At 58.6% G+C, this 26,824-nt stretch carries 23 protein-coding genes; 17 read left to right on the forward strand and 6 right to left on the reverse strand.

What is annotated here, in order from left to right:
- Positions 1–59: 59 nt before the first annotated feature.
- The 5 genes from miaA (at position 60) to ACRZ95_RS04030 (ending at position 7,802) form a co-directional block, all read left to right on the forward strand.
- Positions 60–953 carry a tRNA (adenosine(37)-N6)-dimethylallyltransferase MiaA gene (gene miaA, locus ACRZ95_RS04010; protein WP_170677779.1) on the forward strand — a complete coding sequence of 298 codons (894 nt, stop codon included), beginning with the start codon at positions 60–62 and terminating at the stop codon, positions 951–953.
- A 351-nt stretch (positions 954–1,304) separates the two neighbouring features.
- Complete coding sequence (locus ACRZ95_RS04015) at positions 1,305–2,975, forward strand: ABC transporter substrate-binding protein (protein ID WP_170677778.1); 1,671 nt, start codon at positions 1,305–1,307, stop codon at positions 2,973–2,975.
- A 122-nt stretch (positions 2,976–3,097) separates the two neighbouring features.
- Positions 3,098–4,144: an ABC transporter permease gene (locus ACRZ95_RS04020; protein ID WP_170376750.1), complete on the forward strand. Its 1,047-nt coding sequence runs from the start codon at positions 3,098–3,100 to the stop codon at positions 4,142–4,144.
- A 14-nt stretch (positions 4,145–4,158) separates the two neighbouring features.
- Complete coding sequence (locus ACRZ95_RS04025) at positions 4,159–5,622, forward strand: ABC transporter permease (protein WP_170469726.1); 1,464 nt, start codon at positions 4,159–4,161, stop codon at positions 5,620–5,622.
- Positions 5,623–5,714: 92 nt separating this feature from the next.
- Positions 5,715–7,802: a dipeptide ABC transporter ATP-binding protein gene (locus ACRZ95_RS04030; RefSeq protein WP_170551194.1), complete on the forward strand. Its 2,088-nt coding sequence runs from the start codon at positions 5,715–5,717 to the stop codon at positions 7,800–7,802.
- Positions 7,803–7,883: 81 nt separating this feature from the next.
- Here ACRZ95_RS04030 and ACRZ95_RS04035 read toward each other — a convergent pair whose 3' ends face one another.
- Positions 7,884–8,462 carry a lytic transglycosylase domain-containing protein gene (locus ACRZ95_RS04035; protein ID WP_170376744.1) on the reverse strand — a complete coding sequence of 193 codons (579 nt, stop codon included), beginning with the start codon at positions 8,460–8,462 and terminating at the stop codon, positions 7,884–7,886.
- A gap of 203 nt (positions 8,463–8,665) precedes the next feature.
- Between ACRZ95_RS04035 and ssb the strand changes: the two genes are divergently transcribed.
- Positions 8,666–9,169, forward strand: coding sequence for a single-stranded DNA-binding protein (gene ssb / locus ACRZ95_RS04040; protein WP_170677777.1), 504 nt, complete (start codon positions 8,666–8,668; stop codon positions 9,167–9,169).
- 18 nt (positions 9,170–9,187) lie between these two features.
- Entirely contained in the window at positions 9,188–10,258 is a 1,071-nt protein-coding gene (locus ACRZ95_RS04045) for a site-2 protease family protein (RefSeq protein WP_170677775.1), read from the forward strand.
- 9 nt (positions 10,259–10,267) lie between these two features.
- Here the strand turns inward: ACRZ95_RS04045 and aroB are convergent, their stop codons facing one another.
- Positions 10,268–11,380: a 3-dehydroquinate synthase gene (gene aroB / locus ACRZ95_RS04050; protein WP_170677773.1), complete on the reverse strand. Its 1,113-nt coding sequence runs from the start codon at positions 11,378–11,380 to the stop codon at positions 10,268–10,270.
- Entirely contained in the window at positions 11,381–11,968 is a 588-nt protein-coding gene (locus tag ACRZ95_RS04055; protein WP_170677770.1) for a shikimate kinase, read from the reverse strand.
- 79 nt (positions 11,969–12,047) lie between these two features.
- Here ACRZ95_RS04055 and ACRZ95_RS04060 point away from each other — a divergent pair, with 79 nt between their 5' ends.
- The 9 genes from ACRZ95_RS04060 to ACRZ95_RS04100 all read left to right on the forward strand — a co-directional run bounded on the left by ACRZ95_RS04060 (position 12,048) and on the right by ACRZ95_RS04100 (position 23,579).
- Complete coding sequence (locus ACRZ95_RS04060; RefSeq protein WP_170677768.1) at positions 12,048–12,197, forward strand: hypothetical protein; 150 nt, start codon at positions 12,048–12,050, stop codon at positions 12,195–12,197.
- On the forward strand, positions 12,187–13,710 hold the full coding sequence (locus tag ACRZ95_RS04065; RefSeq protein WP_170677766.1) for a hypothetical protein: 1,524 nt from the start codon (positions 12,187–12,189) through the stop codon (positions 13,708–13,710). The genes ACRZ95_RS04060 and ACRZ95_RS04065 overlap by 11 nt, the downstream gene beginning before the upstream one ends.
- Positions 13,710–14,663, forward strand: coding sequence for a tyrosine recombinase (locus tag ACRZ95_RS04070; protein ID WP_170677764.1), 954 nt, complete (start codon positions 13,710–13,712; stop codon positions 14,661–14,663). The genes ACRZ95_RS04065 and ACRZ95_RS04070 overlap by 1 nt, the downstream gene beginning before the upstream one ends.
- Before the next feature lie 63 nt (positions 14,664–14,726).
- A complete protein-coding gene (locus ACRZ95_RS04075) occupies positions 14,727–16,034 on the forward strand; it encodes an HlyC/CorC family transporter (protein ID WP_170376728.1) in 1,308 nt (435 codons plus the stop codon).
- 92 nt (positions 16,035–16,126) lie between these two features.
- Complete coding sequence (locus ACRZ95_RS04080) at positions 16,127–18,544, forward strand: GcvT family protein (RefSeq protein WP_480554559.1); 2,418 nt, start codon at positions 16,127–16,129, stop codon at positions 18,542–18,544.
- A 31-nt stretch (positions 18,545–18,575) separates the two neighbouring features.
- Positions 18,576–19,175 carry a nucleotidyltransferase family protein gene (locus ACRZ95_RS04085; protein WP_170677760.1) on the forward strand — a complete coding sequence of 200 codons (600 nt, stop codon included), beginning with the start codon at positions 18,576–18,578 and terminating at the stop codon, positions 19,173–19,175.
- Positions 19,176–19,924: 749 nt separating this feature from the next.
- Positions 19,925–21,361: a Do family serine endopeptidase gene (locus ACRZ95_RS04090; RefSeq protein ID WP_170677758.1), complete on the forward strand. Its 1,437-nt coding sequence runs from the start codon at positions 19,925–19,927 to the stop codon at positions 21,359–21,361.
- A 180-nt stretch (positions 21,362–21,541) separates the two neighbouring features.
- Complete coding sequence (locus ACRZ95_RS04095) at positions 21,542–22,222, forward strand: response regulator transcription factor (RefSeq protein ID WP_170677756.1); 681 nt, start codon at positions 21,542–21,544, stop codon at positions 22,220–22,222.
- Complete coding sequence (locus ACRZ95_RS04100; protein WP_170677754.1) at positions 22,215–23,579, forward strand: sensor histidine kinase; 1,365 nt, start codon at positions 22,215–22,217, stop codon at positions 23,577–23,579. Before ACRZ95_RS04095 ends, ACRZ95_RS04100 begins: the two co-directional genes overlap by 8 nt.
- On the opposite strand, the gene ACRZ95_RS04105 is transcribed toward ACRZ95_RS04100, so the two are convergent.
- The 3 genes from ACRZ95_RS04105 to ACRZ95_RS04115 are packed head-to-tail and all read right to left on the reverse strand — an operon-like array spanning position 23,576 to position 26,310.
- Complete coding sequence (locus tag ACRZ95_RS04105) at positions 23,576–24,043, reverse strand: CYTH domain-containing protein (RefSeq protein ID WP_170677752.1); 468 nt, start codon at positions 24,041–24,043, stop codon at positions 23,576–23,578. The two genes, ACRZ95_RS04100 and ACRZ95_RS04105, sit on opposite strands and share 4 nt — an antisense overlap.
- Positions 24,040–24,795: an AAA family ATPase gene (locus ACRZ95_RS04110; protein WP_170677750.1), complete on the reverse strand. Its 756-nt coding sequence runs from the start codon at positions 24,793–24,795 to the stop codon at positions 24,040–24,042. The genes ACRZ95_RS04105 and ACRZ95_RS04110 overlap by 4 nt, the downstream gene beginning before the upstream one ends.
- A 3-nt stretch (positions 24,796–24,798) precedes the next feature.
- A complete protein-coding gene (locus ACRZ95_RS04115) occupies positions 24,799–26,310 on the reverse strand; it encodes a CHAD domain-containing protein (RefSeq protein WP_170677748.1) in 1,512 nt (503 codons plus the stop codon).
- 131 nt (positions 26,311–26,441) lie between these two features.
- On the opposite strand from ACRZ95_RS04115, the gene ACRZ95_RS04120 reads away from it, so the two are divergent.
- Complete coding sequence (locus ACRZ95_RS04120) at positions 26,442–26,789, forward strand: TfoX/Sxy family protein (protein WP_170677747.1); 348 nt, start codon at positions 26,442–26,444, stop codon at positions 26,787–26,789.
- Positions 26,790–26,824: the final 35 nt, after the last annotated feature.

Consider the following 26,824-nt stretch of genomic DNA (forward strand, 5'->3'; position numbering starts at 1 on the left):
ATTTTCCGGCGCAAAATGAAGCAAAACGACCGCAGGTTCAATGCGGATACTGAGGGACCATGACCAATCACCCCACCGCATCGATTTGGGACCGGCTCCCCGAGATACCGGATGACAAGCCGGTTCTGATCGCTGGCCCGACAGCCTCGGGCAAGTCCGAGCTGGCGCTGCGCATCGCTGAAAGGTTCGGAGGGGTGATCGTCAACGCCGACGCTAGTCAGGTTTACGACTGCTGGCAGGTGATTTCGGCCCGCCCCTCACCGGACGAGGAAGCCCGCGCGCCGCATCGCCTTTATGGTCACGTCGCATTTGATCAGGATTATTCCACCGGCCACTGGCTGCGTGAGGTCACACCGCTGCTGACGGGCAGCCAGCGCCCGATCATCGTTGGTGGAACCGGGCTGTATTTCACTGCTCTGACGGAAGGAATGGCAGAGATACCACCGCCCCCTCAGCATGTGCGTCAGGATGCCGATCAGATGGACTTGGCTCAGCTGATGGCTGGCGTGGATGCCGAGACCCTGACCCGGCTGGACACCCAAAACCGCGCCCGCGTTCAGCGCGCGTGGGAGGTTCAGCAGGCAACCGGACGCAGCCTTGCCTCCTGGCAGGACGACACTCCGCCGCCTGTGCTGCCCCTGCAGGACGCGGTGCCCATCGTCTTTGACGTCGACAAATCATGGCTGCTGGACCGCATCACCCGTCGGTTCGATCAAATGTTAGAGAGCGGCGCTCTGGACGAGGTTGCGGCCATGCGGGACCGCTATGATCCGTCGCTACCCGCCTGCAAGGCCATCGGCGTGCCGGAACTCATGGCCTATCTTGATGGCTCAATGACATTGGAGCAAGCACGCGAACGGGCCACGATCTCGACCCGTCAGTTTGCCAAACGCCAGCGCACATGGTTCCGGGCGCGCATGAAGGCGTGGAATCACCTCGATTTATCAAACTGATACGAAACGCGGTTGATTCCCCGTAACCAATCTGGCTGCCAGTCGGAATGAACCAATATTTCCAGTACTTACGGCGCTCGGCTTCCATGAGTTGGCGTCATGCCCCGCGTTGGGAATGGGTAAGAAGCACAGGGCACGTGATGCGCAACAACCGCCCAGACATGTCGTTTTTTTGCTCTTCATGCCGCATTCGAACATTGACGTCCTTCGGATTCTGTTGCCGAATACCGACATGGGGAATTCCAACGTTCAAAAAACCGAACCCTTCGACCTTCGCCTTGGCCTGAAAAACGCCGGCTAGGTTCGTTTATTCCATGCAAAAAAACAAATATGTCACAGGGAGAGACATTCATGACTAACCATACAACAAAGGGAACGTCGGTGCACTGGGCCGCAGAGATGCACGCCCAGGAATACCGCGACGGCAATCTGAGCCGCCGCGAGTTTCTGGCCCGCGTCACCGCACTGGGTGTTGCCGCTCCGGTTGCCTACGGCATGATCGGTCTGCAATCACCCGCAGCCGCAGCTGAGCCGCAGCAAGGCGGCACCATCCGATATCAGATGGAAGTCCGCGCACTCAAAGACCCGCGCACCTATGACTGGACGCAGATTGCGACCTTCACGGCGGGCTGGTTGGAGTATCTTGTCGAGTACAACAACGACGGTACGTTCAAGCCCATGTTGCTGGAAAGCTGGGAAGCCAATGACGACGCCACTGAATACACGCTGAACGTCCGCAAGGGCGTCAAGTGGAACAACGGTGACGATTTCACTGCCGAAGACGTGGCTCGCAACATCGAAGGCTGGTGCGATGCGTCGCTGGAAGGCAACTCGATGGCCTCGCGCATGGCGTCGCTGGTCGATGAGAGCACCCAGAAAGCCTCTGATGGCGCCATTACCGTTATCGATTCGCACACCGTTAAACTGAAGTGCAACACGCCGGACATCACCATCATCCCCGGCATGGCAGACTATCCGGGTGCTATCGTCCACAGCAGCTTTGACCCGAATGACATGCTGTCGAACCCGGTTGGCACAGGCTTCATGATTCCCGAAAGCCACGAGGTCGGCGTGAAGGGCGTTCTGGTCCGCAACGAAGGCTTCGACTGGTGGGGCTACGAAGCGGGCAAAGGCGGCTACATAGATCGGATCGAATTCATCGACTATGGCACCGACCCTGCCGCCTTCCTGGCCGCTTATGAGGCCGAAGAGATCGACATGAACTGGGAGTCGGTCGGTGAATTCGTCGACATCTTCGACGGCATCGGTCTTGTCCGCTCGGAAATCCCGTCGGGCTTTACCATCGTGATCCGCCCGAACCAGCTGGCAGAAGATGCGGACGGCAACAAGATCTACGGCGACAAGCGGGTCCGTCAGGCCCTCGCCATGGCGGTGGATAACGAGGTTTGCCTTGAACTCGGCATGTCCGGTTACGGCATTCCGGCAGAAAACAGCCATGTCGGCCCGATGCATCCGGAATATGACTCGTCGATCACCCGCATCCCCTACGATCCGGCCGGAGCAAAGGCCCTGATGGAAGAAGCAGGCATGGCTGACTTCGAGCACGAAGTGCAGTCCATCGACGATGACTGGCGCCGAAATACCACTGCGGCAGTTGTGGCTCAATTGAACGACGCGGGCATCAAGGCCAAACACACTGTTCTGCCGGGCTCGACCTTCTGGAACGACTGGACCAAGTACCCATATTCCTCGACCAACTGGAACCACCGCCCGCTGGGTACGCAAATCCTGGCGCTGGCCTACAAATCTGGCGTCGCTTGGAACGAGTCCGGTTTCTCCAACGAAGAGTTCGACACGCTGCTGGCCGAGGCGAACTCGCTCGCTGATGTCGACATGCGCCGCGAGGTGATGGCGAAACTGCAGGCGATCATGATCGAAGAAGGTGTTGTCATTCAGCCTTATTGGCGGACTGCAATGCGCCACCATCGCGACAACATGGTCGGTGTCGAAAAGCACATCGCGGACCTGCCGCAGCTTTACAAGTTCGGCCTGACCTCCTGACCCAAAACACAAAAAGGGCCGCGCCGCACTGGCGCGGCCCTTCGTCCTCAATACGGCGACCATAAGAATAGCAACGCGTGAGGCGGAATGCCGTCCACGCCAGCCGACCAACAGGGGCTAACATGGGACTTTTCATTTTAAGGCGTGTGGGGATTATGCTGCTGACAGCATTGTGCCTGACATTCCTGGTTTTTTTCCTCACCAATCTCTACCCGAACCTGGAAAAGCTAGCGAAAACGCAGGGCAATTTCCGGATGTCGGATGAACAGGTCGAGAGCTTTTTGGAAAAAGGCGGATATCTTCAGTCGACGCCCATAAAATACGGTGAATGGCTGGGCGTTCTGCCCTCATACCGGCACACGAATGAAGACGGCACTGTTCAGGGCCGATGCATTCTACCCGGCAAAACCGCCGAAGAGTCTCCTAATTTCTGCGGCATCCTTCAGGGCTACTGGGGGTATTCGACGGTCTTCAAAGAAGAAGTCGGGACAGTCGTCGGCACCCGGCTGGCTTTGACAGGCCGACTGATGTTCTGGGTGATGCTGTTGATGGTTCCCTCGGCGCTGATCCTTGGCATTCTGGCTGGGATGAAAGAAGGGTCGGCCACGGACCGGACGTTGTCTACCTTTGCCATTACAACGACCGCGACGCCGGAATATGTCTCGGGTGTGATCTTCATCGCGATCTTCACGTCATCCGCTGTGGGCCTGAAATGGTTCAAGGGCACGGCGACGCAAGCGATGGAGAACCCGACGTTCGAGAACTTCTTCTTACCGGTGCTAACGATCGCGCTTTACGGGATGGGCTATATCGCCCGCATGACCCGCGCCTCGATGACCGAGGTGATGACGGCGCAATATATCCGCACCGCGCGCCTCAAAGGTGTCTCGTTCCCGAATATCGTCATGAAACACGCGCTGCGGAACGCTCTGATCGCGCCGTTCACCGTCATCATGTTGCAGTTCCCATGGCTGCTGAATGGCGTGGTGATCGTCGAGACCCTGTTCAACTACAAGGGCTTTGGCTGGGCACTGGTGCAGGCGGCGGGGAACAATGACATCCAGCTCTTGCTGGCGATCTCGGTCGTGTCGGTCTTCGTGGTTCTGGTGACGCAGCTGATCTCGGATATCGGCTATGTCTACCTCAACCCGCGCATTCGCATTTCTTAAGGGAGGGTCAGATCATGGAACCACTTACCTGGACCGGCTCTATCGCCTTCCTCAACCCGTTACTCGCGCTGGCACTGGGTGTCATGGCCCTGTCCATCGTCGTCTGGATGCTGGCCAGCATTGTGCTGCCCGAGGATCAGATGACGGTGAACCCTGACGGAACATTGACGTCAAGCTCGGGCCTGCGAAACATGATCCAAGCCGCGCTGCGCTATAGCTTTATGGCCAGCGTTGCGATCGCGGTCGCCTATGTCGTGCTGGGCATCCTGATGGGTACCAGCGCCGGGATCATTGGTGCGATTTCGCAGCAATTTCTACCAGTCTGGCTGTCGCTTATCATCCTGTATGCGATGTCAATCGCGTTCAAACGCAAGCTGGGTCTTTACGGCAAGCTTTTCGACAGCCCAATCGGCATGATCGGCTTTGGCCTTGTGATGTTCTGGGTCTTTACCGGCATCTTCGGCGCGCTTGATCTGATCGTGACACATGACCCGCTGGCACAGATCTCGGGGATGAAAAACAAGGTGCCCGGTACGCCGTTGCCCAATCTGGAGGACGGCCAATACGCCTGGTACCTTTTGGGCGGAGACAATCTGGCCCGCGACGTATTCAGCCGGATGGTCAAGGGAGCGTGGATCGTGGTGCAGATCGCTCCGCTTGCCACGATGTTTGCCTTTATGGTTGGGATCACACTTGGCCTGCCTGCCGGGTACTATGGTGGTCGCCTGGATACGCTGTTGTCGTTCCTTGCAAACCTGATCCTCGCCTTCCCTGTGATCCTGCTGTTCTACCTGTTGGTGACACCCGAGATCGTGGCCACCGGTGTGCCGAATTATATGGCGGCAATACTGTTTGTCTTCCCGATCATCTTCCTCGGTGTCCTGCTGAATTCGCGCTACTACACGCGTCCGAATTTCCGAACACCTCTGCTGATCGGGGTCCTAGGCGTGGCGCTGTGGTTCTACTTGTCGCTGATTTCGACCGGAGGCTACATCATCAGCACAGACAGCTACCGCGTCTGGGGTCTGCCGACCTATCTGGATTTGTTCGACATTCCGGGCGGTATTCTGGTCGTGTTCGTTTCGGTGGTCTTCGTGAACTCTCCCACGGTGTTCCGCATCGTGCGCGGGTTGGCGCTGGATATCAAAACCCGCGACTACGTCGCTGCGGCCCAGACGCGTGGTGAGGGTCCGTGGTACATCATGCTTTGGGAGATTCTGCCCAACGCGCGTGGTCCGCTGATCGTCGATTTCTGTCTTCGGATTGGCTATACAACCATCCTTCTGGGGACCTTGGGTTTCTTCGGGCTGGGCTTGCCGCCCGAAAGCCCGGACTGGGGCTCGACGATCAACGAAGGGCGCAAGCTGCTCTCGATCTACCTGCACCCTGCCCTTCCGCCTGCTTTGGCACTGTTGTCCCTGGTTCTGGGTTTGAACCTGCTGGCAGACGGTCTGCGCGAAGAAAGTCTGAAGGACTGATGTGATCTAGGCCGGGGGTTCTGCCCCCGGACCCCCGAGGTATTTTTAGCCAGATGAAGGGGATCCCCCGGACTCTCGCGAGGAGTAACAAGATGAACAAACTGGCGGACTATGACGGGCCTATTCTAGAGATCGACAAACTTTCGATTTCGTTTTTCACCCGGCTGAGAGAAATTCCCGCCGTTATGGATTTCTCGGTCAGTGTGCAACCTGGTGAGGCTGTCGGATTGGTTGGTGAATCCGGCTGCGGCAAGTCTACGGTGGCGCTGGGTGTCATGCAGGATCTGGGCAAGAACGGGCGCATCGTCGGCGGCTCGATCAAGTTCAAGGGGCGCGATCTCGGTGAGATGACTACCGAGGAACTGCGCGACATTCGCGGCAATGAGATCGCAATGATCTATCAGGAGCCTATGGCATCCCTGAACCCGGCAATGAAGATCGGCAAGCAGTTGATGGAAGTGCCGATGATCCATGAAGGCGTCGGTCAGGAAGAGGCTTATGCGCGTGCGCTGGAGGTGGTCACCGATGTGCGCCTGCCAGACCCTGAACGGATGCTGAACTCATTCCCGCACCAGTTGTCGGGCGGTCAGCAGCAGCGGATCGTCATTGCGATGGCGTTGATGTCGAAGCCTGCCCTTTTGATTTTGGACGAACCCACCACAGCGCTCGACGTGACCGTTGAGGCGGCCGTGGTCGAACTGGTTAAAGATCTGGGCAAGAAATACGGCACCTCGATGCTGTTTATCTCGCACAACCTTGGGCTGGTTCTGGAAACCTGCGACCGCTTGTGCGTGATGTATTCGGGCGAAGCGGTCGAGCGCGGGTCGATCCACGATGTGTTCGACGAGATGCAGCACCCTTATACACAGGCGCTGTTCCGGTCGATCCCCCTGCCTGGTGCCGACAAGAACGCGCGCCCGCTGGTGGCTATTCCAGGGAACTTCCCTCTGCCGCATGAACGTCCGCCGGGATGTAACTTTGGCCCGCGTTGCGACTATTTCGAAGAAGGCCGCTGTGACGCTCAGAACATCCTCATGGAGGCGGTGCCGGGCAATGATCGCCACCACACGCGCTGTCTGAAGTTCCAAGAGATCGACTGGAACGCGCCGATCACCGTTGGCGAGCAAAAGGAAAAGGGCGAGATCGGGCGGACCGTTCTGAAGATGGACAACCTCAAGAAATACTATGAGGTGGCGGCCAATGCCCTGTTCGGAGGCGGGACAACCAAAGTGGTCAAGGCCAACGAGACCCTGAGTTTTGAGGCTCATGAATCCGAGACCCTGGCCATCGTCGGCGAATCCGGTTGCGGTAAGTCCACCTTCGCCAAAGTTCTGATGGGGCTTGAAACGGCGACCGACGGGCAAATCCTGTTGGACAACCGCAATATCGAGGCCGTGCCGATCGAGGAACGCGACGCCAAGACCGTGGGTGAAGTGCAGATGGTGTTCCAGAACCCGTTTGACACTCTGAACCCCTCCATGACTGTCGGGCGACAGATCATCCGCGCGCTTGAGATCTTCGGGGTCGGCAATTCCGAGGCTGAGCGCAAGAAGCGCATGCTAGAACTGCTGGATCTAGTGAAACTGCCCCGCGCTTTCGCGGACCGGATGCCGCGACAGCTCTCGGGCGGTCAGAAACAGCGTGTCGGAATCGCGCGCGCCTTTGCGGGTGATGCACGGATCGTGGTGGCGGATGAGCCGGTCTCGGCCTTGGATGTGTCGGTGCAGGCGGCCGTGACCGATCTGCTGATGGAGATCCAGCGCGAACACAAGACCACCTTGCTGTTCATCAGCCATGATCTGTCGATCGTGCGCTATCTCAGCGACCGTGTGATGGTGATGTATCTCGGCCACGTGGTCGAACTGGGAACGACCGATCAGGTCTTCTCGCCCCCGTATCACCCCTACACCGAAGCGCTGCTGAGCGCGGTTCCGATTGCAGATACCTCGATCGAGAAACAGCATATCGTGCTGGAGGGCGATATTCCGTCGGCCATGAACCCACCGCCGGGTTGCCCGTTTCAGACGCGTTGCCGGTGGAAATCCGAGGTGCCGGACGGGCGTTGTGAATCCGATGTCCCGCCTGTGAAGACTCTGGCCGATGGCCATCAGGTCAAATGCCATCTGGCCGAGGATGTTCTGGCCCGAATGGAGCCCGTAATCAAAATCGCTGCGGAATAGGCGCTTGTACGAACTTGAAAGGCCGGTCAATGACCGGCCTTTTTCGTTGAATACTACTGTCAAATTGCGGCGTTCTGCGCCTTATCCGCCCCAGATCACCTTCACGTAATTCTGGGTTTCCGCGTAAGGCGGAATGCCGCCGTGTTTCTCAACGGCCTTTGGACCTGCATTGTAAGCCGCCAGCGCCAAGGGCCACGACTTGAACTTGCGGTATTGCCATGACAGGTACCGCGCGCCGCCTTCCAAGTTCTGCTTGGGGTCATGCGGGTTTACACCCAAAAGCTGGGCCGTCTGCGGCATTAGCTGCGCCAGACCAAGGGCCCCTTTGTGAGATTTCGCTGTGGGGTTCCAGCCACTTTCCTGCTGCACCAGGCGCAAAAACAGCTCTTCCGGGATGTTGTGTTGGCGGGCGGCTTGGCGGGCAAGCTTCAGGTATTCTCCCCGATATTTACCTGTATAGCGCTTGTCGAACCGCCCCTGCGCCACTTTCGGCTTGAGCCGCTCGGACCCGCGATATTGCGTCGCCGCGCGCGAATCCAACACTTTGGATTGCTTGAGGAAAATGTCTTTTCTATTCTTGGTAGACAGTGTCTGGGCCTGCACCGGGGCCGTGGTCAGCAGCAGACACACACCGACAAAACCTAAAACCAAAGACCGCATAAATGCCTATCCTGCCCGATCCAAAAACAAGCGGAGTATATGGTCCCGCCGCTTGAATTAAAAGCGTGCAGAACGGGGCAAGCAGATTCTTGTCCGACACTGTGTCATCAACGTGTTTTCACCCTGATGCAGGCCGTATAGGGTCTCTGGCATATTCAGCGCCAGATTCGGCGCATGCAGATCAATACAGAACGGGGAACTACATGGCGGGTTCAGTTAACAAGGTCATTCTGATCGGCAATCTTGGTGCCGACCCTGAGGTGCGGTCGTTCCAGAATGGCGGGAAAGTGTGCAACCTGCGCGTTGCAACATCCGAGACATGGAAAGATCGCAACACCGGTGAACGCCGGGACCGCACGCAATGGCATCAGGTCGCCATCTTTTCTGAACCGCTGGTTCGGGTGGCAGAACAATACCTGCGCAAAGGCAGCAAGGTTTACATCGAAGGCCAGCTTGAAACCCGCAAGTGGCAGGATCAGTCGGGCCAGGATCGATACACGACCGAAGTTGCCCTGCGTCCCTATCGCAGCGAACTGACGATGCTGGACAGCCGCGGCGAAGGCAGTGGCGGCGGCTATGGTGGCGGTCAGTCGGGCGGCTATAGCGGTGGTCAAGCCGGTGGCGGCTATGGCGATCCTTATGGCGCACCGTCCAGCTCTCCTGCCCCTGCATCCGGCGGAATCGACGACGACGAGATTCCGTTCTAAACGAAACGGAGACACAACATGGCATGGTCCTTCGCTCTCGGCCGACTTCTCGGGTCCGAACTGAGGGTCCATGTCACCTTTTTCCTGTTGTTGGCCTGGGTCGGATTTGCGGCCTATTCCAGCGGAGGTTGGCCCGCTGCGATCGAGAACCTGATTTTCGTGCTGGCCCTGTTCGCCTGTGTCGTGGCGCATGAGTTCGGTCACGCCCTGATGGCGCGCCGCTTCGGCATCAAAACCCCTGACATCACCCTGTTGCCCATCGGCGGTCTGGCCCGGTTGGAGCGTATGCCGGAAAAACCGATGCAAGAGGTCTGGGTGGCTCTTGCCGGTCCGGCAGTGAACGTCGCGATCTGGTTGGTTCTGGTGGGGTTTGGTGCGGGGATGCCCTTTGAGACGATTAGCCAGATAGAATCCGCAAATATCGGGATGCTGGATCGTCTCGCCTATATCAATCTTCTGCTTGCCGCGTTCAACATGATCCCCGCCTTCCCGATGGATGGTGGTCGCGTTTTCCGAGCCCTCCTCTGCCTTCGTCTGGACCGGGTCACAGCCACGCGCGTCGCTGCGCTAAGCGGTCAGATGCTTGCCGTAGGGCTCGGGTTTTACGGGCTTAGCTCGGGCAACCCGATCCTCGTTGTGATTGCGGTTTTTGTGTTCTTCGCGGCCAATGCGGAAAGTCAGGATGTTGCGCTGCGCTCGGCCACGCGGCATGTTTTGGCGCGCGATGCGATGATCACCGAATTCCACGCGCTGTCACCTCAGGACACGTTGAATACTGCCGCGCAGGCCGTGATCCATACAACGCAACATGAGTTTCCGGTTCTGGACGACAACGGCCACCTTCAGGGCTTCGTGACCCGCGACCACCTGTTCAAGGCGCTGGCCGGCGACCACCCACGCTCTGACCCCGCCGTTTCGATCATGGAGCGTAACATCCCGCAGGTCGGCTTGACCGCTGGATTGGCAAAGGTTTTGGACGGGTTGCACAAAGGCGCGCCGGCGGTCGCCGTGATCAATCGCACCGGGCTTATGATCGGCTATATTACCCGCGAAAACATCGGTGAGTTGATGGTGATCCGAGGACGCTGACCGCCCTCGTCAGACGGTTGCCAACGCATCTTCCAGCACCGATAGGACGGCCTCACGCGGGACATCCGAGGTGACAAAGGCCTGACCGATCCCTCGCGCCAAAATGAAACGCAACTGACCGTCGATCACCTTTTTATCCTGCGCCATCAGGTCCACCAAGGCCTCGGCTCCGGGAAGATCACCGGGAATATCGGCCAGATCGGTTTTCATCCCCATGGTCTTCAAATGCGCCCGAACACGGCTTGGGTCTTCCTGCGAACACAGGCCTAGCCGTGCCGACAATTCAAAGGCCAGCGCACAACCGATGGCCACGCCTTCGCCATGCAGCAGCCGGTCGGAATAGCCCGTCGCGGCCTCCAACGCGTGGCAGAATGTGTGCCCGAGGTTCAAAAGCGCGCGATCGCCCTGCTCGGTCTCGTCGCGTGCGACAATGTCAGCTTTCATCTGAACCGAGCGTGTCACGGCACGCACCCGCGCGGCCATATCGCCTGAGGAGACATCGGTCCCATTCCCTTCAAGCCATTCGAAGAAATCGGCGTCGCCCAGCAGCCCGTATTTGACCACCTCTCCATAGCCAGACAGGAAATCACGCTGGGTCATCGTGCCCAGAACCGAGGTGTCAGCCAGCACCAAGGAGGGTTGATGAAACGCTCCGATCAGGTTCTTGCCCTGCGGCGCGTTGATCCCGGTTTTACCTCCGACCGAACTGTCGACTTGCGCCAGCAACGAGGTCGGGATTTGAACGAAACGCACGCCACGGCGCAGCACAGCGGCAGCGAAACCTGCGAGGTCCCCGATCACTCCTCCACCAAGGGCGATGACGATGTCCCGCCGTTCGACCTTTTCGGCCAGAAGCCATTCAACCGCGCGTTCAAAATGCGGCCAGCTTTTGGTCGCCTCACCTGCGGGCAAAGCCAGTGAGGACATCTCGATCCCCGCGGCCGCAAGCCCGTCGCGCAGGGCCTCAAGATGCAAGGCCGCGACGTTCTCGTCAGTCAGAACCGCAACCTTCGGACGGTGCAGCAAAGGTGCGATCCGCGCGCCGGATTGCGCCAGCAAATCTGGGCCAATCTCGACATCATACGAGCGTTCGCCCAATTCCACATGTACGGTTTGATGCATCTAATTTCGTTCCAAAACATCGGGTCGCGCCAACAGGGCGTCGACCACGCGGTCTACCATATTGTCGATCGAGGTCTCCCCGTCCGAGGCCACCGTCAGATCAGCCTCGGCATAGACCGGCACACGTGCCTCGTACAGCGCCTTCAACGTCGCATAGGGATCGTCCGTCCTCAGCAATGGGCGGGTATCCTTGTGCCGCACCCGGTTCCACAACACATCCAGATCGGCCCGCAACCAAACCGAGGCACCCCGTTCGGTGATCATGTCGCGGTTGCCCTCGGACAGAAACGCGCCGCCACCCGTTGATAGAATACCTTTCTGCTCATCCAGCAAGCGACCGATAACCTGGGTTTCCTTGGCGCGAAAAAACGGCTCTCCGTCGCGCTGGAAAATCTCGGGGATGGTCATATTGGCGGCTGATTCGATCTCGGCGTCGCTATCGAGGAAAGGAACACCCAGCCGCACGGCCAATGCGCGACCCACAGCCGTCTTTCCGGCCCCCATCATGCCCACAAGAACAACGGTTTTGTGCAGATCAAACCGGCCCTGTGTGCCTGCCGCGTGTGTGTTATGCTTAATTTCGCTCATTTAACCGTGAATGACGTGATCTTAAGAAAAATGCCAGTTATAACTTGGTCAAAACCAAAAATTGAGGCAGCGTGGCGCCATGGGCCGTCTGATCAAGTTCCTGATATATATTGTTTGCCTGGCCTTCATCGGGCTGGTGACCTACGCCTACGTGGGTCCTTATTTCGGCGCCGATTTCTCGGCCCCGCAAAGCGAAATCCGTGAACCGGTCACGTTGGATGTCGATTAAGCAAGTGTTGGTCGCGCTGTCTCTGGCCGGAGCAGCGCAGGCGCAGCAGCCGCTGACTGCGATTGATTGGCTGAACGACCCGCCCGAGAACCTGCCGGGAACTGTGCTGCTGGAACCTCCGGTCGCACAGAACGGAGGCCAGCCCGTGGTTGAGGTCACGCCTCTGGACGCGCTGTCGCAGCCGATCGGTCTGGTGTCGTCGAGTGTAACCGGGCTACCCGTCGACCTCTGGCATGGCAGCGACCCCGAGCGGATTTCAGAACTGATTGCTCGCATCCCGGTCAAGCACAACCTGGCCATGCAGCGCCTGCTGTTCACCCTTCTTCTGTCCGAGGCCCGCGCGCCCGGCGGTGCGTCTGGGGAAGAAACACTATTGCTGGCGCGTCTGGACCGACTGATGCAGCTCGGCGCGGCGGACCCGGCGCAGTCACTGGTACAACTCGCCGGTCCAACGGACACGCAGGCCCGGTTCGAACGCTGGTTTGATGCAACGCTTTTGACTGGAGACGAAGATCGCAGCTGCACGGCGCTGATTGCCCAGCCCAACCTATCCAAGGACTATGCGGCCCAGATCTTCTGCAAGGCCCGCCGGGGGGATTGGCCTTCTGCCGCTTTGACGCTTGAGGCCGCCCACGCGCTAGAGCTGTTGCCGCCTGAGGAACTGGACCTCCTCGACCGTTTCCTCAACCCCGACATTTTTGAGGACGCGCCTTACCTGCCGCAACCCGAGGACCCGGATCCGCTGAGCTTCAGGCTGTTTGAGGCCATTGGGGAGCGTTTGCCCTCAACCCCTCTGCCGCGGGCCTTTGCCAATGCTGATCTGCGCGATGTGGCAGGCTGGAAGGCGCAGATCGAAGCCGCTGAACGCCTGACCCGCATTGGCGCGCTGACTCCAAACCAGTTGCTTGGTCTTTACACCGAGCGTTCTCCGGCGGCATCAGGTGCCGTTTGGGATCGGGTGGCCGCTGTGCAGCAGTTCGAAACCGCCCTTGAAACCGGCAATATCGAGGCGATCAGCAAGACCCTCCCCCTCGTCTGGAAACAAATGCGCAGCGTCGGGCTTGAAGTACCTTTTGCAGATCTTTTCGCCGAACGCCTCTATAGGGTCGAATTGCAGGGGGCCGATGTGGAAGCCCTGCGCTGGCGTATCCTGATGCTCTCGGATTTCTATGAACGCGCCGCGATGCAAGCGCCGGACACAGCAGTTGAGACGCAGTTCCTGGCGGCCTTGGCGCAGGGTGATCCGGGCCGCGCTGTCTCGCCGTCGCCTTTGGCAGATGCGGTCGCTCAAGGGTTCGCCTGGGCCGCTCCGGTGCCGTCGGATATCGAGGCCTTACTGGACAATGGCCAACTCGGCGAGGCGATTTTGGAGGCGATGCAGCTGTTTGCCCACGGCGCGCGCGGCAATCTGGTGGACATGACTGCAGCCATCGCGGCCTTCCGTCGTGTCGGGCTAGAGGAAACCGCCCGCCGCGCTGCGCTGAACCTACTGATCCTGAACGAGCGTGGATGATGAGCGGTCCAGCATCAGATGAGCTGTGGATTTCGACTTTCCTGCAAGCGCAGGCCGCCGAATTGGGCGCGGCCACCAATACTCTCCTGGCCTATGGTCGCGACCTGAAGGATTTCGCCGCGTGGCTGGAGCATCGAAAAACCAGTTTCGAGCAGGCCGATCGTGACAGGATTGAAGCCTATCTGATCGATTGCGATGCGCAGGGCCTGTCCCGCGCGACCCGCGCCCGGCGGTTGTCGGCGATCAAACAACTCTACCGGTTCGCGTTCGAAGAAGGCTGGCGCGAAGCGAACCCGGCCATTCAGATCAAAGGCCCGGGTCGCAAAAAGCAGCTGCCCAAAACGCTGGACGTCCCAGAGGTCGACCGCTTGTTGGAGGCCGCCCGCCAGACCGGACGCAGCCCGGCCGACCGTATCCGTAACACCTGCCTGATGGAGCTTCTGTACGCGACCGGTATGCGGGTGACGGAGCTGGTCTCCCTGCCCGTCTCGTCGGCGCGCGGCGATCCCCGCATGTTGCTGGTGCTGGGCAAGGGCGGCAAAGAGAGGATGGTTCCGTTGTCTCCTCCGGCCCGCGATGCACTGGCCGTTTGGCTTGAAGAACGGGACAAGGCCGAGGATGCAAGTGTTGAAAAAGGCGGTTCCCGTTCGAAGTTCCTGTTCCCGTCGCGTGGCAAGTCCGGACACCTGACCCGGCACAGGTTCTTTCTGCTGGTCAAGGAACTGGCGGTTCAGGGCGGTGTCTCGCCCGAAAAGGTCACACCGCATACGTTGCGCCATGCCTTCGCCACCCATCTGTTGGCAAACGGGGCCGACCTGCGCTCTATCCAGACCTTATTGGGTCACGCAGACATCGCGACGACCGAGATCTACACCCACGTGCTGGATGAACGGCTGTCAGAACTGGTGCTGGAACATCACCCGCTGGCGAAAGACAAGGGTAGCAAGGGCTAACCCCTTGATTGCAAGGGTCCGCATCCCCATAACGGGTGCAGAAACACGAACAACCAAGGACCGATGGAACCCACATCCTCTCTGATCGACGGCGCATTCTGGTTTACCACTGGCGCTATCCTGCTTTTGCTTGTCCTTTCGGGCTTTTTCTCAGGCTCAGAAACAGCGCTGACCGCATCGTCCCGAGGAAAGCTGAGGGCACAGGCCGACAAAGGCTCTCGCGGGGCGCAAAAGGCGCTCGATATCACCGATGACAATGAGAGGCTGATCGGCTCGGTCCTGCTAGGCAACAACCTGGTTAACATCCTCGCGGCCTCGTTGGCGACGGCCCTGTTCACCCGACTGTTCGGCGAAAGCGGCGTGGCGTTGGCGACGCTGGTCATGACCCTACTGGTTCTGATCTTTGCCGAAGTTCTGCCCAAGACCTATGCCATCACCAATTCGGAAAAAGCCGCCTCTGCCGTGGCCCCGATCATCAGCGTCGTCGTCACCGTGTTCTCGCCCATCGTGGCTGCGGTACGCCTGTTGGTCCGCGGCGTCTTGCGCATTTTCGGTGTCCAGATCGACCCCGATAGCAACATCCTCGCCGTGCGCGAGGAAATCGCCGGCGCGTTGCAGCTGGGCCATTCCGAAGGCGTGGTCGAGAAAGAAGACCGCGACCGAATTCTAGGCGCGCTTGATCTGGGCGACCGTGCGGTTGAAGAGATCATGCTCCACCGCTCGAACATCGAGATGATCGATGCCGATGCAGAGCCAGATGCCATTCTGGAGCAATGCCTGCAAAGCCGCCACACCCGCCTGCCCGTCTTCCGTGACGAGCCCGAGAACATCATTGGCGTGGTTCACGCCAAAGATCTGTTCCGCGCGATGTATGCGCAGGTCGGCGGATCCGAGAGTAACTCGGACCGTTTGGCCGGGTTCGACATCACCAAAGTCGCCAACGATCCTTATTTCGTGCCGGAAACCACCACTCTGGACGACCAGATGCGAGAGTTCTTGCGCATTCGCAGCCACTTTGCCCTTGTGGTCGACGAATACGGATCGCTGCGCGGCCTGATTACGCTCGAGGATATTCTCGAAGAAATCGTTGGTGAAATCGCCGACGAGTTCGACATCGAGGAAGAGGTTCCAGTCACCCGAACCGAGGACGGGCAGTTCCTGGTCGAAGGGGCCATGACCATCCGCGACGTCAACCGTGCCTTAGACTGGTCCCTGCCGGATGAAGAGGCGAACACCGTCGCTGGCCTTGTGATACATGAGGCGCAGATGATCCCCGTGGTTGGTCAGGTGTTTTCCTTCCACGGGTTCCGGTTTGAGGTTACCGCGCGCGAGGGCAACCGGGTGACAGAGCTGAAGATCAGACCTCTCTAAGCGCGGGGCGACGTACACGACATTTTTTGTCGTTTTTATACTTGCGCCCCCGGAGCCTCCGGTCAGACTTCCAGAAAATCTGGGAGTCTTTCATGAAACTGCAAACCCGCGTGGCGGTCATTGGGGGCGGCGTTGTTGGCTGCTCGGTTCTGTATCACCTGACCAAACTGGGGTGGTCCGACGTCATGCTTCTGGAACGGTCCGAGCTGACCTCGGGCTCGACCTGGCACGCTGCGGGCGGGTTTCACACGCTGAACGGTGACACCAACATGGCGGCGCTGCAGGGCTATACGATCCGTCTGTATAAAGAGCTGGAAGAGATCACCGGAATGTCCTGCGGCTTGCACCATGTTGGCGGGGTGACGCTGGCCGACAATCAGGATCGGTTCGACATGTTGCTGGCCGAGCGCGCCAAGCATCGCTTCATGGGGCTTGAAACAGAAATCGTCGGCCCGGATGAGATCACGAAGATCGCACCGATCACCAATACCGACGGCATCATCGGTGCGCTTTACGACCCGCTGGATGGGCATCTGGACCCATCGGGCACGACCCATGCCTATGCCAAGGCCGCTCGGATGGGTGGGGCCACGATCGAGACGCATTGTATGGTGCGCGAAACCAACCAGCGGGCGGATGGCACCTGGGATGTGGTAACCGACAAGGGCACGATCCACGCCGAACATATCGTCAATGCAGGCGGCCTCTGGGCGCGTGAGGTCGGTGCAATGGCGGGCATCTATTTCCCTCTGCACCCGATGGAGCATCAATATCTGGTCACCGACTCGATCCCTCAGATCGAGGCCATCATCGACGCAGGCGGAGAGCATCCGCATGTGATGGACCCTGCTGGCGAAAGCTATCTGCGGCAGGAGGGTCGCGGGTTGTGCATTGGGTTCTACGAACAACCCTGCAAGCCCTGGGCCGTGGACGGAACGCCGTGGGAGTTCGGTCATGAACTGCTGCCCGACGACTACGACAAGATCACCGACAGTATTGAGTTTGCCTATCGCCGCTTCCCGGTTCTGGCCGAGGCCGGGGTGAAATCGGTGATCCATGGCCCGTTCACATTTGCGCCGGACGGGAACCCTCTGGTCGGGCCGGTGCCCGGGATGCGCAACTATTGGTCTGCTTGCGGTGTCATGGCCGGGTTCAGCCAGGGTGGCGGCGTTGGCCTGACGCTGGCGCAATGGATGATCGAAGGCGAGCCGGAGCGCGACGTCTTCGCCATGGACGTGGCCCGGTTCGGCGACTGGATCAGCCCGGGCTATACCCGCCCCAAGGTGATCGAGAACTATCAGAAACGGTTCAGCGTCGCCTACCCGAACGAGGAACTGCCCGCCGCGCGCCCCAATCGCACCACGCCAATGTATGACATCTTCAGCGATCTGGGCGCGGTGTGGGGTCAGCAATATGGGCTGGAGGTGCCGAATTATTTCGCGCAAGGTGATGAGCCGGGTTATGAGACGCCCTCGTTCCGGCGCTCGGACGCGTTTGACGCCACGGGGCGCGAAGTCCGCGCTGTCCGCGAAGGCGTAGGAATCAACGAGGTCCACAATTTCGGTAAGTATCGCATATCGGGCCCGAATGCCCGCGCGTGGCTGGATCGGATCATGGCGGGGCGCATCCCTCAGCCGGGTCGCGTCTCCCTGACCCCGATGCTGTCGTCCAAAGGTAAGCTGATCGGTGATTTTACCGTGTCTTGCCTGAGTCAGACTGAATTCCGCCTGACTGCCTCATACGGTAGCCAAGCCTATCACATGCGTTGGTTTCAGCAGAACGCCGCCGAGGGCGTCTCAATCAGTAATATCAGCGACCAGCTGAATGGCTTCCAAATCGCTGGCCCTAGTGCAACTGAGGTTCTGGCCGCCTGCACGCGCGAGGATGTCTCGACCCTCCGGTTCCTCGACGTGCGCCAGATGACGATCGGCATGACGGATTGCCTCGTGCAGCGGGTCAGCTACACCGGCGATCTGGGCTATGAGATCTATTGCGATCCAATGGCGCAACGACAGCTCTGGTGGACTTTGTGGGAGGCCGGACAGCCCCATGGGATAGTGCCTTTCGGAATGCGCGCCATGATGTCCTTGCGTCTGGACAAGTTCTTTGGCTCGTGGATGCGAGAGTTCTCACCAGACTACACAGCCGCAGAAACGGGGTTAGATCGGTTCATTTCGTTCTCCAAAAACACCGACTTCATTGGTCGAGCAACGGCCGAGGCAGAGCGGCATAACGGTACGACTCGCAAGCTGATCGCCTTCGAGGTCGAGGCAGAAGATGCGGATGTGAACGCGTACGAGCCGATCTGGCTGGACGGCAAAGTCGTTGGTTTTTGCACCTCAGGCGGCTATTCCCACTATGCCCAAACCTCGGTCGCGATGGGGTTCCTTCCGACGGACCGTATCAAAGGCGGGCTGGAGGTTCAGATCGAAATCCTCGGTCAGATGCGGACCGCGCGGGTGATCTCCACCCCACTGTTTGATCCTGAGGGCGACCGAATGAGGGGCTGACAACGCAGCAAGTGGACGGCATGTTGCCCCTATGACAGACATACCCATCATACTGCTTGCGGCAGGGCAATCTCGGCGCATGCGCGGTGCAGATAAGCTGCTTCAAGCGGTCGACGACATGCCCCTTTTGCGGCGATCTGCCATGACAGCCTTGGAAGTCGGACCGGTGATCGTTGCGCTTCCTCCACGCCCTCATGCGCGTTACGACGCGCTGGGTGGTTTGGATTTGCGGAAGGTCCCAATTGCGGATTCTGCAGAAGGCATGAACGTCAGCCTGCGCGGCGCGTTGGCCCAGGTGGATGCCGCTGCGCCGGCTGTCATGGTGCTGCTGGCGGATTTGCCTGAGCTGACCGCGAATGACCTAAGAGCCGTGAAGAACGCGAGACGCGCCAATCCCGATAATCTGATCTGGCGCGGGGCCACGTCGGCTGACAAGCCTGGCCATCCCGTTATCTTTGATCGTCAGCTTTTTCCAGAACTTCGGAAACTGACCGGAGATCAAGGTGCCCAATCCGTCATTCGCGCGCACAAGGACAAGGCACACCTGACACGTCTTCCCGGTGAAAATGCCCTGCTTGACCTCGACACACCCGAGGCATGGGCAGACTGGCTCAGAAAACGAGGGTCGTAAACGAACACGACCCGGTCGTTAAAGACCGGGTCGTGTGCCCAAAACAGGACTACCACTTTCAGCAATCAATAAAGCTAAACCAAATCACCTATACAGGTGGTTAGGCGTACAGCAGCTAAAACCTAAACAAGACCCCCTCGTTAACATGCCACCAGCGCTTTAAGACTGAGCAAGCCACGGGCACCCCCTAGTGCCTTTGGCTCCCCCTCACTTGGGCATGTTTATATTTGCTGATCCGATCCTTCGAAACAACGTAAAATTAGAAGAAACGGTTAACTAGGGACGTCTCAGTTTGGTTTTTGGGCAACATCCCGTCGCGTCAAGATCAACCTTAAGGGGATTTCCGTTGGCAGAAGCATTGAAAACGGTCCGATTAAACGTGGTTTTATTCAATAATAACCATGTAATTGCAAGAATATAGTTTACATCGCCAGAATATTTTTCGGCTACCTTCTACTTTAGGTAGAGTGACTAAAAACGCCGCCAAACGATCCGCCGTTTGTTCATGCTCAATATTCAATTCAACCAAATTCAAAGTTTGACAGCCAATTCAGCAACAATCCTCCGATTCGCAGTGCGTCAGCAGGCCTGAATCCGCGAATCCCAACAGCGCTCCGCCGACACGGAACAATTGCTTTGTGGCAAAATTAAGTTTTCTTAATTCATCAGTCAGGAAAGACACAGATTGAAGGTTCATTTGCTGTTTCAACGCGCGCCTCAATTCGCGCGACGTGAACAGGAGACAAAAAATGAGCATCCGTAAATCCTCAGTACTTTTTCCGCGCAAATCCAGCTGGGTTGGCGCCAGTGCCTTAGGCGCAGCCCTTCTGGCCACAACGGCCCTGCCCTCGATGGCTGATGAAGCGCTGGCCGATCTGGTCGAGACGGTCTCGCCTTCGGTCGTGACCATTATTGCCGAACAGGACGCGGTCGCGACGCCTGCTCGGGGTCAGGACTTTGATCTGGAAAACCATCCCTTTGGTGAGTTCTTCAAAAGGTTCGGCGCGCCCGAAGGCTTCGACATGCCGAAGCGCGGTCCGTCCCAGGGTTTGGGCTCCGGCTTTGTACTGGATGCCGAGGGCTACATCGTCACCAATCATCACGTGGTCGACAATGCCTCGACCATCACAGTCCGTCTGAGCGACGACCGCACTTATGACGCCGAGGTCGTCGGCACCGACCCGTTAACCGATATCGCCGTCCTGAAGATCGAGCCTGAGGCTGAGCTGCAAGCGGTGACTCTGGGTGACAGCGACGTGATCCGTGTCGGTGAAGACGTCGTGGCCATCGGCAATCCCTTCGGTCTGAGTTCCACCGTCACCACCGGCATCGTGTCCGCCAAAGGGCGCAATATTTCGCAAGGACCATACGCCGAATTCATCCAAACCGATGCCGCCATCAACAAAGGCAATTCGGGTGGCCCACTTTTCAACATGGAGGGCGAGGTTATCGGCGTGAATTCAGCCATTTACTCGCCAAGCGGCGGTTCGGTCGGGTTGGGTTTCGCCGTCACCTCCAACATCGTGGATCACATCACGGCTGATCTGCGCGATGACGGGGAAATCAGCCGCGGTTGGCTGGGTGTTTCGATCCAGAATGTCAGCCCCGAGTTGGCGGCCGCACTGGGCATCGACGCTTCAACCGGCGCACTGGTGTCCGATGTCGTGACCGACAGCCCGGCGGATGGTGTGTTGCAGCAAGGCGATGTGATCCTGAGCTTCAACAATGAGCCCGTGGACAACAGCAGCGACCTGCCGATCCTTGTGGGCACCACCAAAGTGGGCAGCGACAGCGTTCTGACCGTCCTTCGGGATGGCACCGAGCAGCAGCTGGAGCTGACCATCGGCCAACACCAGACTGCATCCGCGCAGAACGACGCGCCCGTCGAGGCCGAGGTCTCGGGCACATCGCTCGGCGTTACCGTTGCCCCTCTGACCGAGGCCGCACGTGCCGAAATGGGTGTAGGCGAAGGGATCGATGGGGTTGTCGTGACCGATCTGAAGCCCGAAAGCCCTGCCGCCAAGGCCGGTTTGCAGCGCGGCGATGTGATCGTCAAGCTGGGCAGCCAGGAAACCGCTTCGCCGGATGCCCTCAAGGCGGCTTTGGACAGCGAGAAGACGGACCCTGCCCTCGTGTTGATCAACCGCGGTGGCAACCAGATCTTCGTGGCGGTTGAAATCGTCTGACCTCAGGCCCGCGCGCGCCACATGATGGGGAGATATGGTGCGCGCCTCCTGGCGGATTGGTTTGTCCGCAATTCGCCGGGCGTGCCGGGTGCGCAAGGACGCACCCGGCTCGTGTTTTCCTCAGACCATGTGCTTTGGCCAAAAATTGTGTTTAAATTCGTAAAGAAAGGAACCTCCCTCATGAGCAGACGCCTGCTGATTGTCGAAGATGACGCGGATACACGGGACTTCATCGCAAAGGGATTCAGCGAAGAAGGCTATGTGGTCGAGGTTGCCGCAGATGGCCGCGAAGGTCTGTACCACGCCACTGACGGAGGTTTTGACGCCATTATTCTGGACCGGATGCTGCCCGGATTGGATGGCTTGTCCCTGATCAAATCCATGCGCGCGGCCGGGCTAAAAACGCCGGTTCTGATGCTGACCGCCATGAGCGCCGTTGATGAACGTGTCAAAGGGTTGCGCTCGGGCGCGGATGATTATCTGGTCAAACCCTTCTCGTTCCAGGAACTTCATGCACGGATCGAGGCGCTGCTGCGCCGCCCGCAGGACGCCGAAGAAACTCCGACCCTGACCTGCAAGGACCTTGAGATGGATTTGCTGACCCGCAAGGTCACGCGTGACGGGCACGAGATCTCATTGACCCCGCGCGAGTTCCAGATCCTTGAATTCTTCCTGCGTCGTAAGAACCGAGTTGTGTCGCGCACCATGTTGCTTGAGGGCGTTTGGGACTATCATTTCGACCCGAACACAAACGTAGTGGACGTCCACATCTCGAAACTGCGGCGTCAACTGGACGAAGGCGGAGATTTACCGCTGATTGAAACCGTCCGGGGCGCGGGTTACATGATGTCTGATGGATAACCTTCGGCTTTCGGTAAATAATTCCAGAACAAGACTTGTCGTCGCCAGCATGGTTCTCAGCACCATTCTGACGGCGACGGTGCTGGCTTTGGTCTATGTGACGGCCAATCGCAGCATCGAATCCGAAACACGCTCGGTCGTCTCGGCGGAACTGACCGGACTTGCCGATGAATATGAGCGGCGCGGTCTCATTGGTCTTATCACCGCGATCGAACGCCGCCTGCCCAGTGCCTCGGAGCGCGACGCGCTTTATCTTTTGACCGACCGGTTTGGGAACAAATTGGCGGGCAATCTCAAGCATTGGCCCGAGGACATCACGGCGGGCAGTGGCTGGGTCGATCTTGAGGTGCGTCGCGCCGACAATGACGAGCTGGTGCCCGTCTCTGCCGCTTCGATCCGCCTGCCCGGTGGCGAGCGCCTTATTGTTGGCCGTGATGCTGTTGCCCGTCAGCAGTTTGACCGCGTCCTGCTGCGCTCGGTTGCGCTGGCGCTTGGAATTGCGCTTCTCCTCAGCCTGTTGACTGGGTGGCTGTTCACGCGGCTGGTGTTTTCGCGCCTGTCCGACATCGCCAGCACGGCGGAGAATATCGTTTCGGGTGATCTGTCCCGCCGGATGCCTATACGCGGCACCGGAGATGAATTCGATCAGGTTGCCGGAACCCTGAACACCATGCTCGACCGGATTGAAGAGCTGATCAGCAACCTGCGTACGACCTCCAACTCGATCGCACATGATCTGCGATCCCCCCTTTCTCGGTTGAAACAAAGGGTCGAGGCGCTGTCTGACCCGGACAAGAGCGATCTGGATCGCGAGATCGACATCGCCCGGGCCACCACCGAGGTCGATCATGTCTTGCGCGTGCTGGGGCAACTGACCGAAATCTCACGCGCCGAGGCCGGGCTGGGGCGCGAACAGTTTGAGGATGTCGATCTGCACCAACTGGTTGCGGATGTCGTGGACCTTTATGAGCCTGTCGCGGCGGATCAGAATGTCCGACTTGAGGTGACAGGACAGGCCAAGCCCATTCAGGGCCACCGCCCTCTTCTGTCGCAAGCCTTGTCCAACCTGCTGGACAACGCGTTGCGCTATGCGCCAGAGAACTCGACCATCACCGTATCTCTTGCAGAGGACACCGCCTGCACCCGCGTCAGCGTGCGCGATGAAGGGCCCGGCGTTCCGGAACAGGACCTTCCTCGCTTGCAACAGCCTTTCGTAACGCTCGACCCCGCGCGGACAGAGCGTAACGCCGGGCTGGGCCTTGCTTTGGTGGCTGCAATCTCACGGATGCATGGCGGCGCGTTCGAGGCGCGCAACTGCGATCCCGGCCTCGAAACGACGCTGAAACTGGCGCGCTAACTCGGGCGTCCGTTGATCGCCATGTTCTTGTTTTTATAGCGCTTATCCTCGGTCACATCCGCACCGAACCACGCAGGCGGCGTGTAGCCTTTCGCATCTAGCTCCGAGGTGAATTCGACCTCTACCAGACACAGCGGCGCCAGATCGCCTTCGAACACATCCAATTCAAACACACGCCCATCCGGCAACGTGCCCGTGTATCGCACTTTCTCAACCCGCTGTCCGTCGGTCTCGGGCCAGAAGGTTTCGAACTGATCGGCTGAAATCTCGGCCTCCCGCTCGACACGAACCAGACCGCCCGCTCCTTTGAGGGTCAGAAAAAAGCTGTCATTCTTCTGCCGCAGTCGCATCTCCACCGAGTCCTCACTGGCCGTCAGATAACCTTGCCGCACCACGGCCTTTTTGGTTCCAGCCAAATCGGGCAGTTCAGCGACCAGAAATTTGCGTTCGATTTCAATGCTCATTTGGATGCAATCACCCCATTTTCCAATTCATCATAGAGCGCCTTATAGGCTTCACTGGCCGCACTACGTGCAGCATAAGTGCTGACCGGAGCGCGGTGCTGACCCATTTTCTCGATATCCGCGGTGAAGGGAATCGAGGTCTGCAGAAACCGTTTGCGGTATAGCCCGCGCATCTTCTCCATTGTGTCCTGATGCAAAATCTTGCGCTTCTGCACCATCGAGAAGAACGCCCTCAGCTTTTTTTTCCGCAACTTGTGTTCTTCGAAAAAGCTAACCAGCTGATCGAATGTGCGTTCCGAAAGTGTCGTCGGGATCACCGGCACAACGATCTCATCAGCGGCGCGGAAGATGTTCTCGGACAGGGTCGAGAAGTTCGGCGGGCAATCCAGAATAATCACGTCATAATCGCTGCCTGCCGCGACCAGAGCCTTCTTCAAACGCGAGCGCTTGTTACGCATCCGGGACAAGAACACGTCGAAATCGCGGTATGTCAGATTGGCGGGCAACACATCCAAACCTTCGAAGTCACTGGCCCGGATGGCCTTGGTAAACCGTTCAACATCCTCAAAAAAACGCGCGTCTGTCAGTTTTTTCGAAGGCTTAACCCGGAAGTAAAACCCCGAGGCCCCCTGCGGGTCAAGATCGCATAAAAGCACCTGCTGACCCGCCTGCGCGTAGGCATAGGCAAGGTTCACCGAGGTCGCGGTCTTCCCGACCCCGCCCTTGTTACTGTAGCAGGCAATGATCTTCATTCCTCACTCCTTTGTGTGGTGAAACAGGCTGCGGAAAAGATGCCGAGTCTCCGGGCTGTCGAAATGCTGAAAGTTTGAAATCACACGGGCACGCTCGGCCTTTTGGCGTTGGTCCAGAACAGCGATCAGCCCGCCAGCGGCCAAACCAAGCTGCGCGTCCACGCGGCCTTGAGCGGTGCTTTGGTCGGCAACAAACGCCAGAAGCGCCTCTTGCTGGACGGAGTAATCGTTGAACAGACCCAAGTTATCCTGCAGCTTTTTCAGAGGCTTGAGGATCGTTTTGAAATCCTTCGCGTCGAACAGAGGCCCGAAGAACTCCATCAGATAGCGCAGTTTCTTGCAGTCGATCCGAAGGTCGTGAACGGTTTGATCCGGCGTCTCGTCACTAATACTGCGGGCGAGTTTGCAAGTCTTGCGATAGCGTTTCCAGATCAGCGCGCAGGCATAGCTATAGGCACCTCGTTCCGCGCTCGGCCCGGTTAGCAGGTTTTCAGGACTTGAGAATTTCTGCGCCAGATCGGTCATCGCAGTTTCATAGGGCGCGCCGCGCAAATGACGGGTCAGACGGGACAGTTCCTTGGCACGCGCTTGTTCGAACCGGTCGAACATGCCCTGAACACCAGCATGAAGATTTTCCGGTACAAGACTGAGATACATATCTTTTTCCAGAAGATAAACATCCAGATCCCGCAATCGCCCGGTTGGAGCCATAAGGTCCGAGAAGACGCGTTTCAATTCTGCCGTCTGCTGGTCTGAAAACACCCCTTTGAACAAGCTCAAGACTGAGCGAATGCGCCGCAAAGACACCCGGTAGTCATGCAGAAATTCGGTATCGATATCCGCCACTATGCCAGCTTCGTTCTGACGCGCGACGCCCAGATAGGTCCGGATCAGGTCGGTCGCAACCTCCAAAGAGGGTTCTTGCGTGCCAAGCGCGACCTCCGGTTTGGCACGGTAACGCATCATGTCTGGGAACAAAACGTCGAACAAGTCGTCAATACCGCCCGAAGACATCCTCTCAAGACTGTCACAGGCCGCAGCAAAAGCGCGATCATAACCGCGCAGTTTTTGCAGCCAGACAAACGCCACCTGCCCGCGATCCGTGCGCAGCGACAGGGTATGCCCCCGAACCTGCGTCTTTTGCAGATCGTCGAGAATCGCGAGCGTGCCTTCATCGAACTCACCCGCGCCAATCGGCGTCAGGGCGCGCAAAGTAGGAAAGCCGCTCAGCGCCGCCTTCACCGGACCTTCAGGGAGGTTCTGTACGAATTGCCCCTTGCCGTTGGCGTGCTGCTCTGAGACCTGCCCTTGCATCGAGACAAGCCGCAAGCTCCCTCTGTTCTCGAGCAATACCCGGCCAGAGCTGCGCAACGACTGATCGTGACAATCGAGCATAAGGACCGGCGCGGCGGTGCCCATCTCGATATCGACAGTGTGATTGGGCAAACCGCGCTCGAACGCGGCCTGATCAAGCCCGCCGGGGAGGATGAAGAATCCGTTTGTTCCCTGCGACACGCCTTACCCCTGCCCGATCCTTCTACATATCGTCATGAGACCGTGAATCGCGCGCTGCATCAAGAACAAGATCAACCAAACCGGGGTTTTGTGCGGGTGACAGGTCAAAACCGTCCGGCTAAAACCAAGGCATGTCTGATCCGGTCTCCTCCATCCGCAACCTCGGCCCCGCCTTCGAACAGGCTTGCACCCGCGCGGGTATTCATTCGGCGCAGGAGCTGCGAGAACTGGGTGCCGACGCCGCCTATGCCAAGCTGTTGGCAGCAGGTACAAAGCCGCATTTCATCGGCTACTATGTGTTGGTGATGGGGCTGCAAGGCCGCCCTTGGAACGACTGCAAGGGCGAGGAGAAAAAGGCGTTAAGACAACGGTTTGACACGATCAAATCCGGCACCAAGGCGGCCCCGGAAAGCCAAATGGTCTCAGACCTGGATGCCATCGGGGTGCGGGTTGCAGCGCACGATCTGAAGCAGATCTGAAACGAAAAAGGCCGCCCCCAGCAGGAGCGGCCCAA

It is taken from the genome of Ruegeria sp. AI3 (assembly GCF_056541245.1).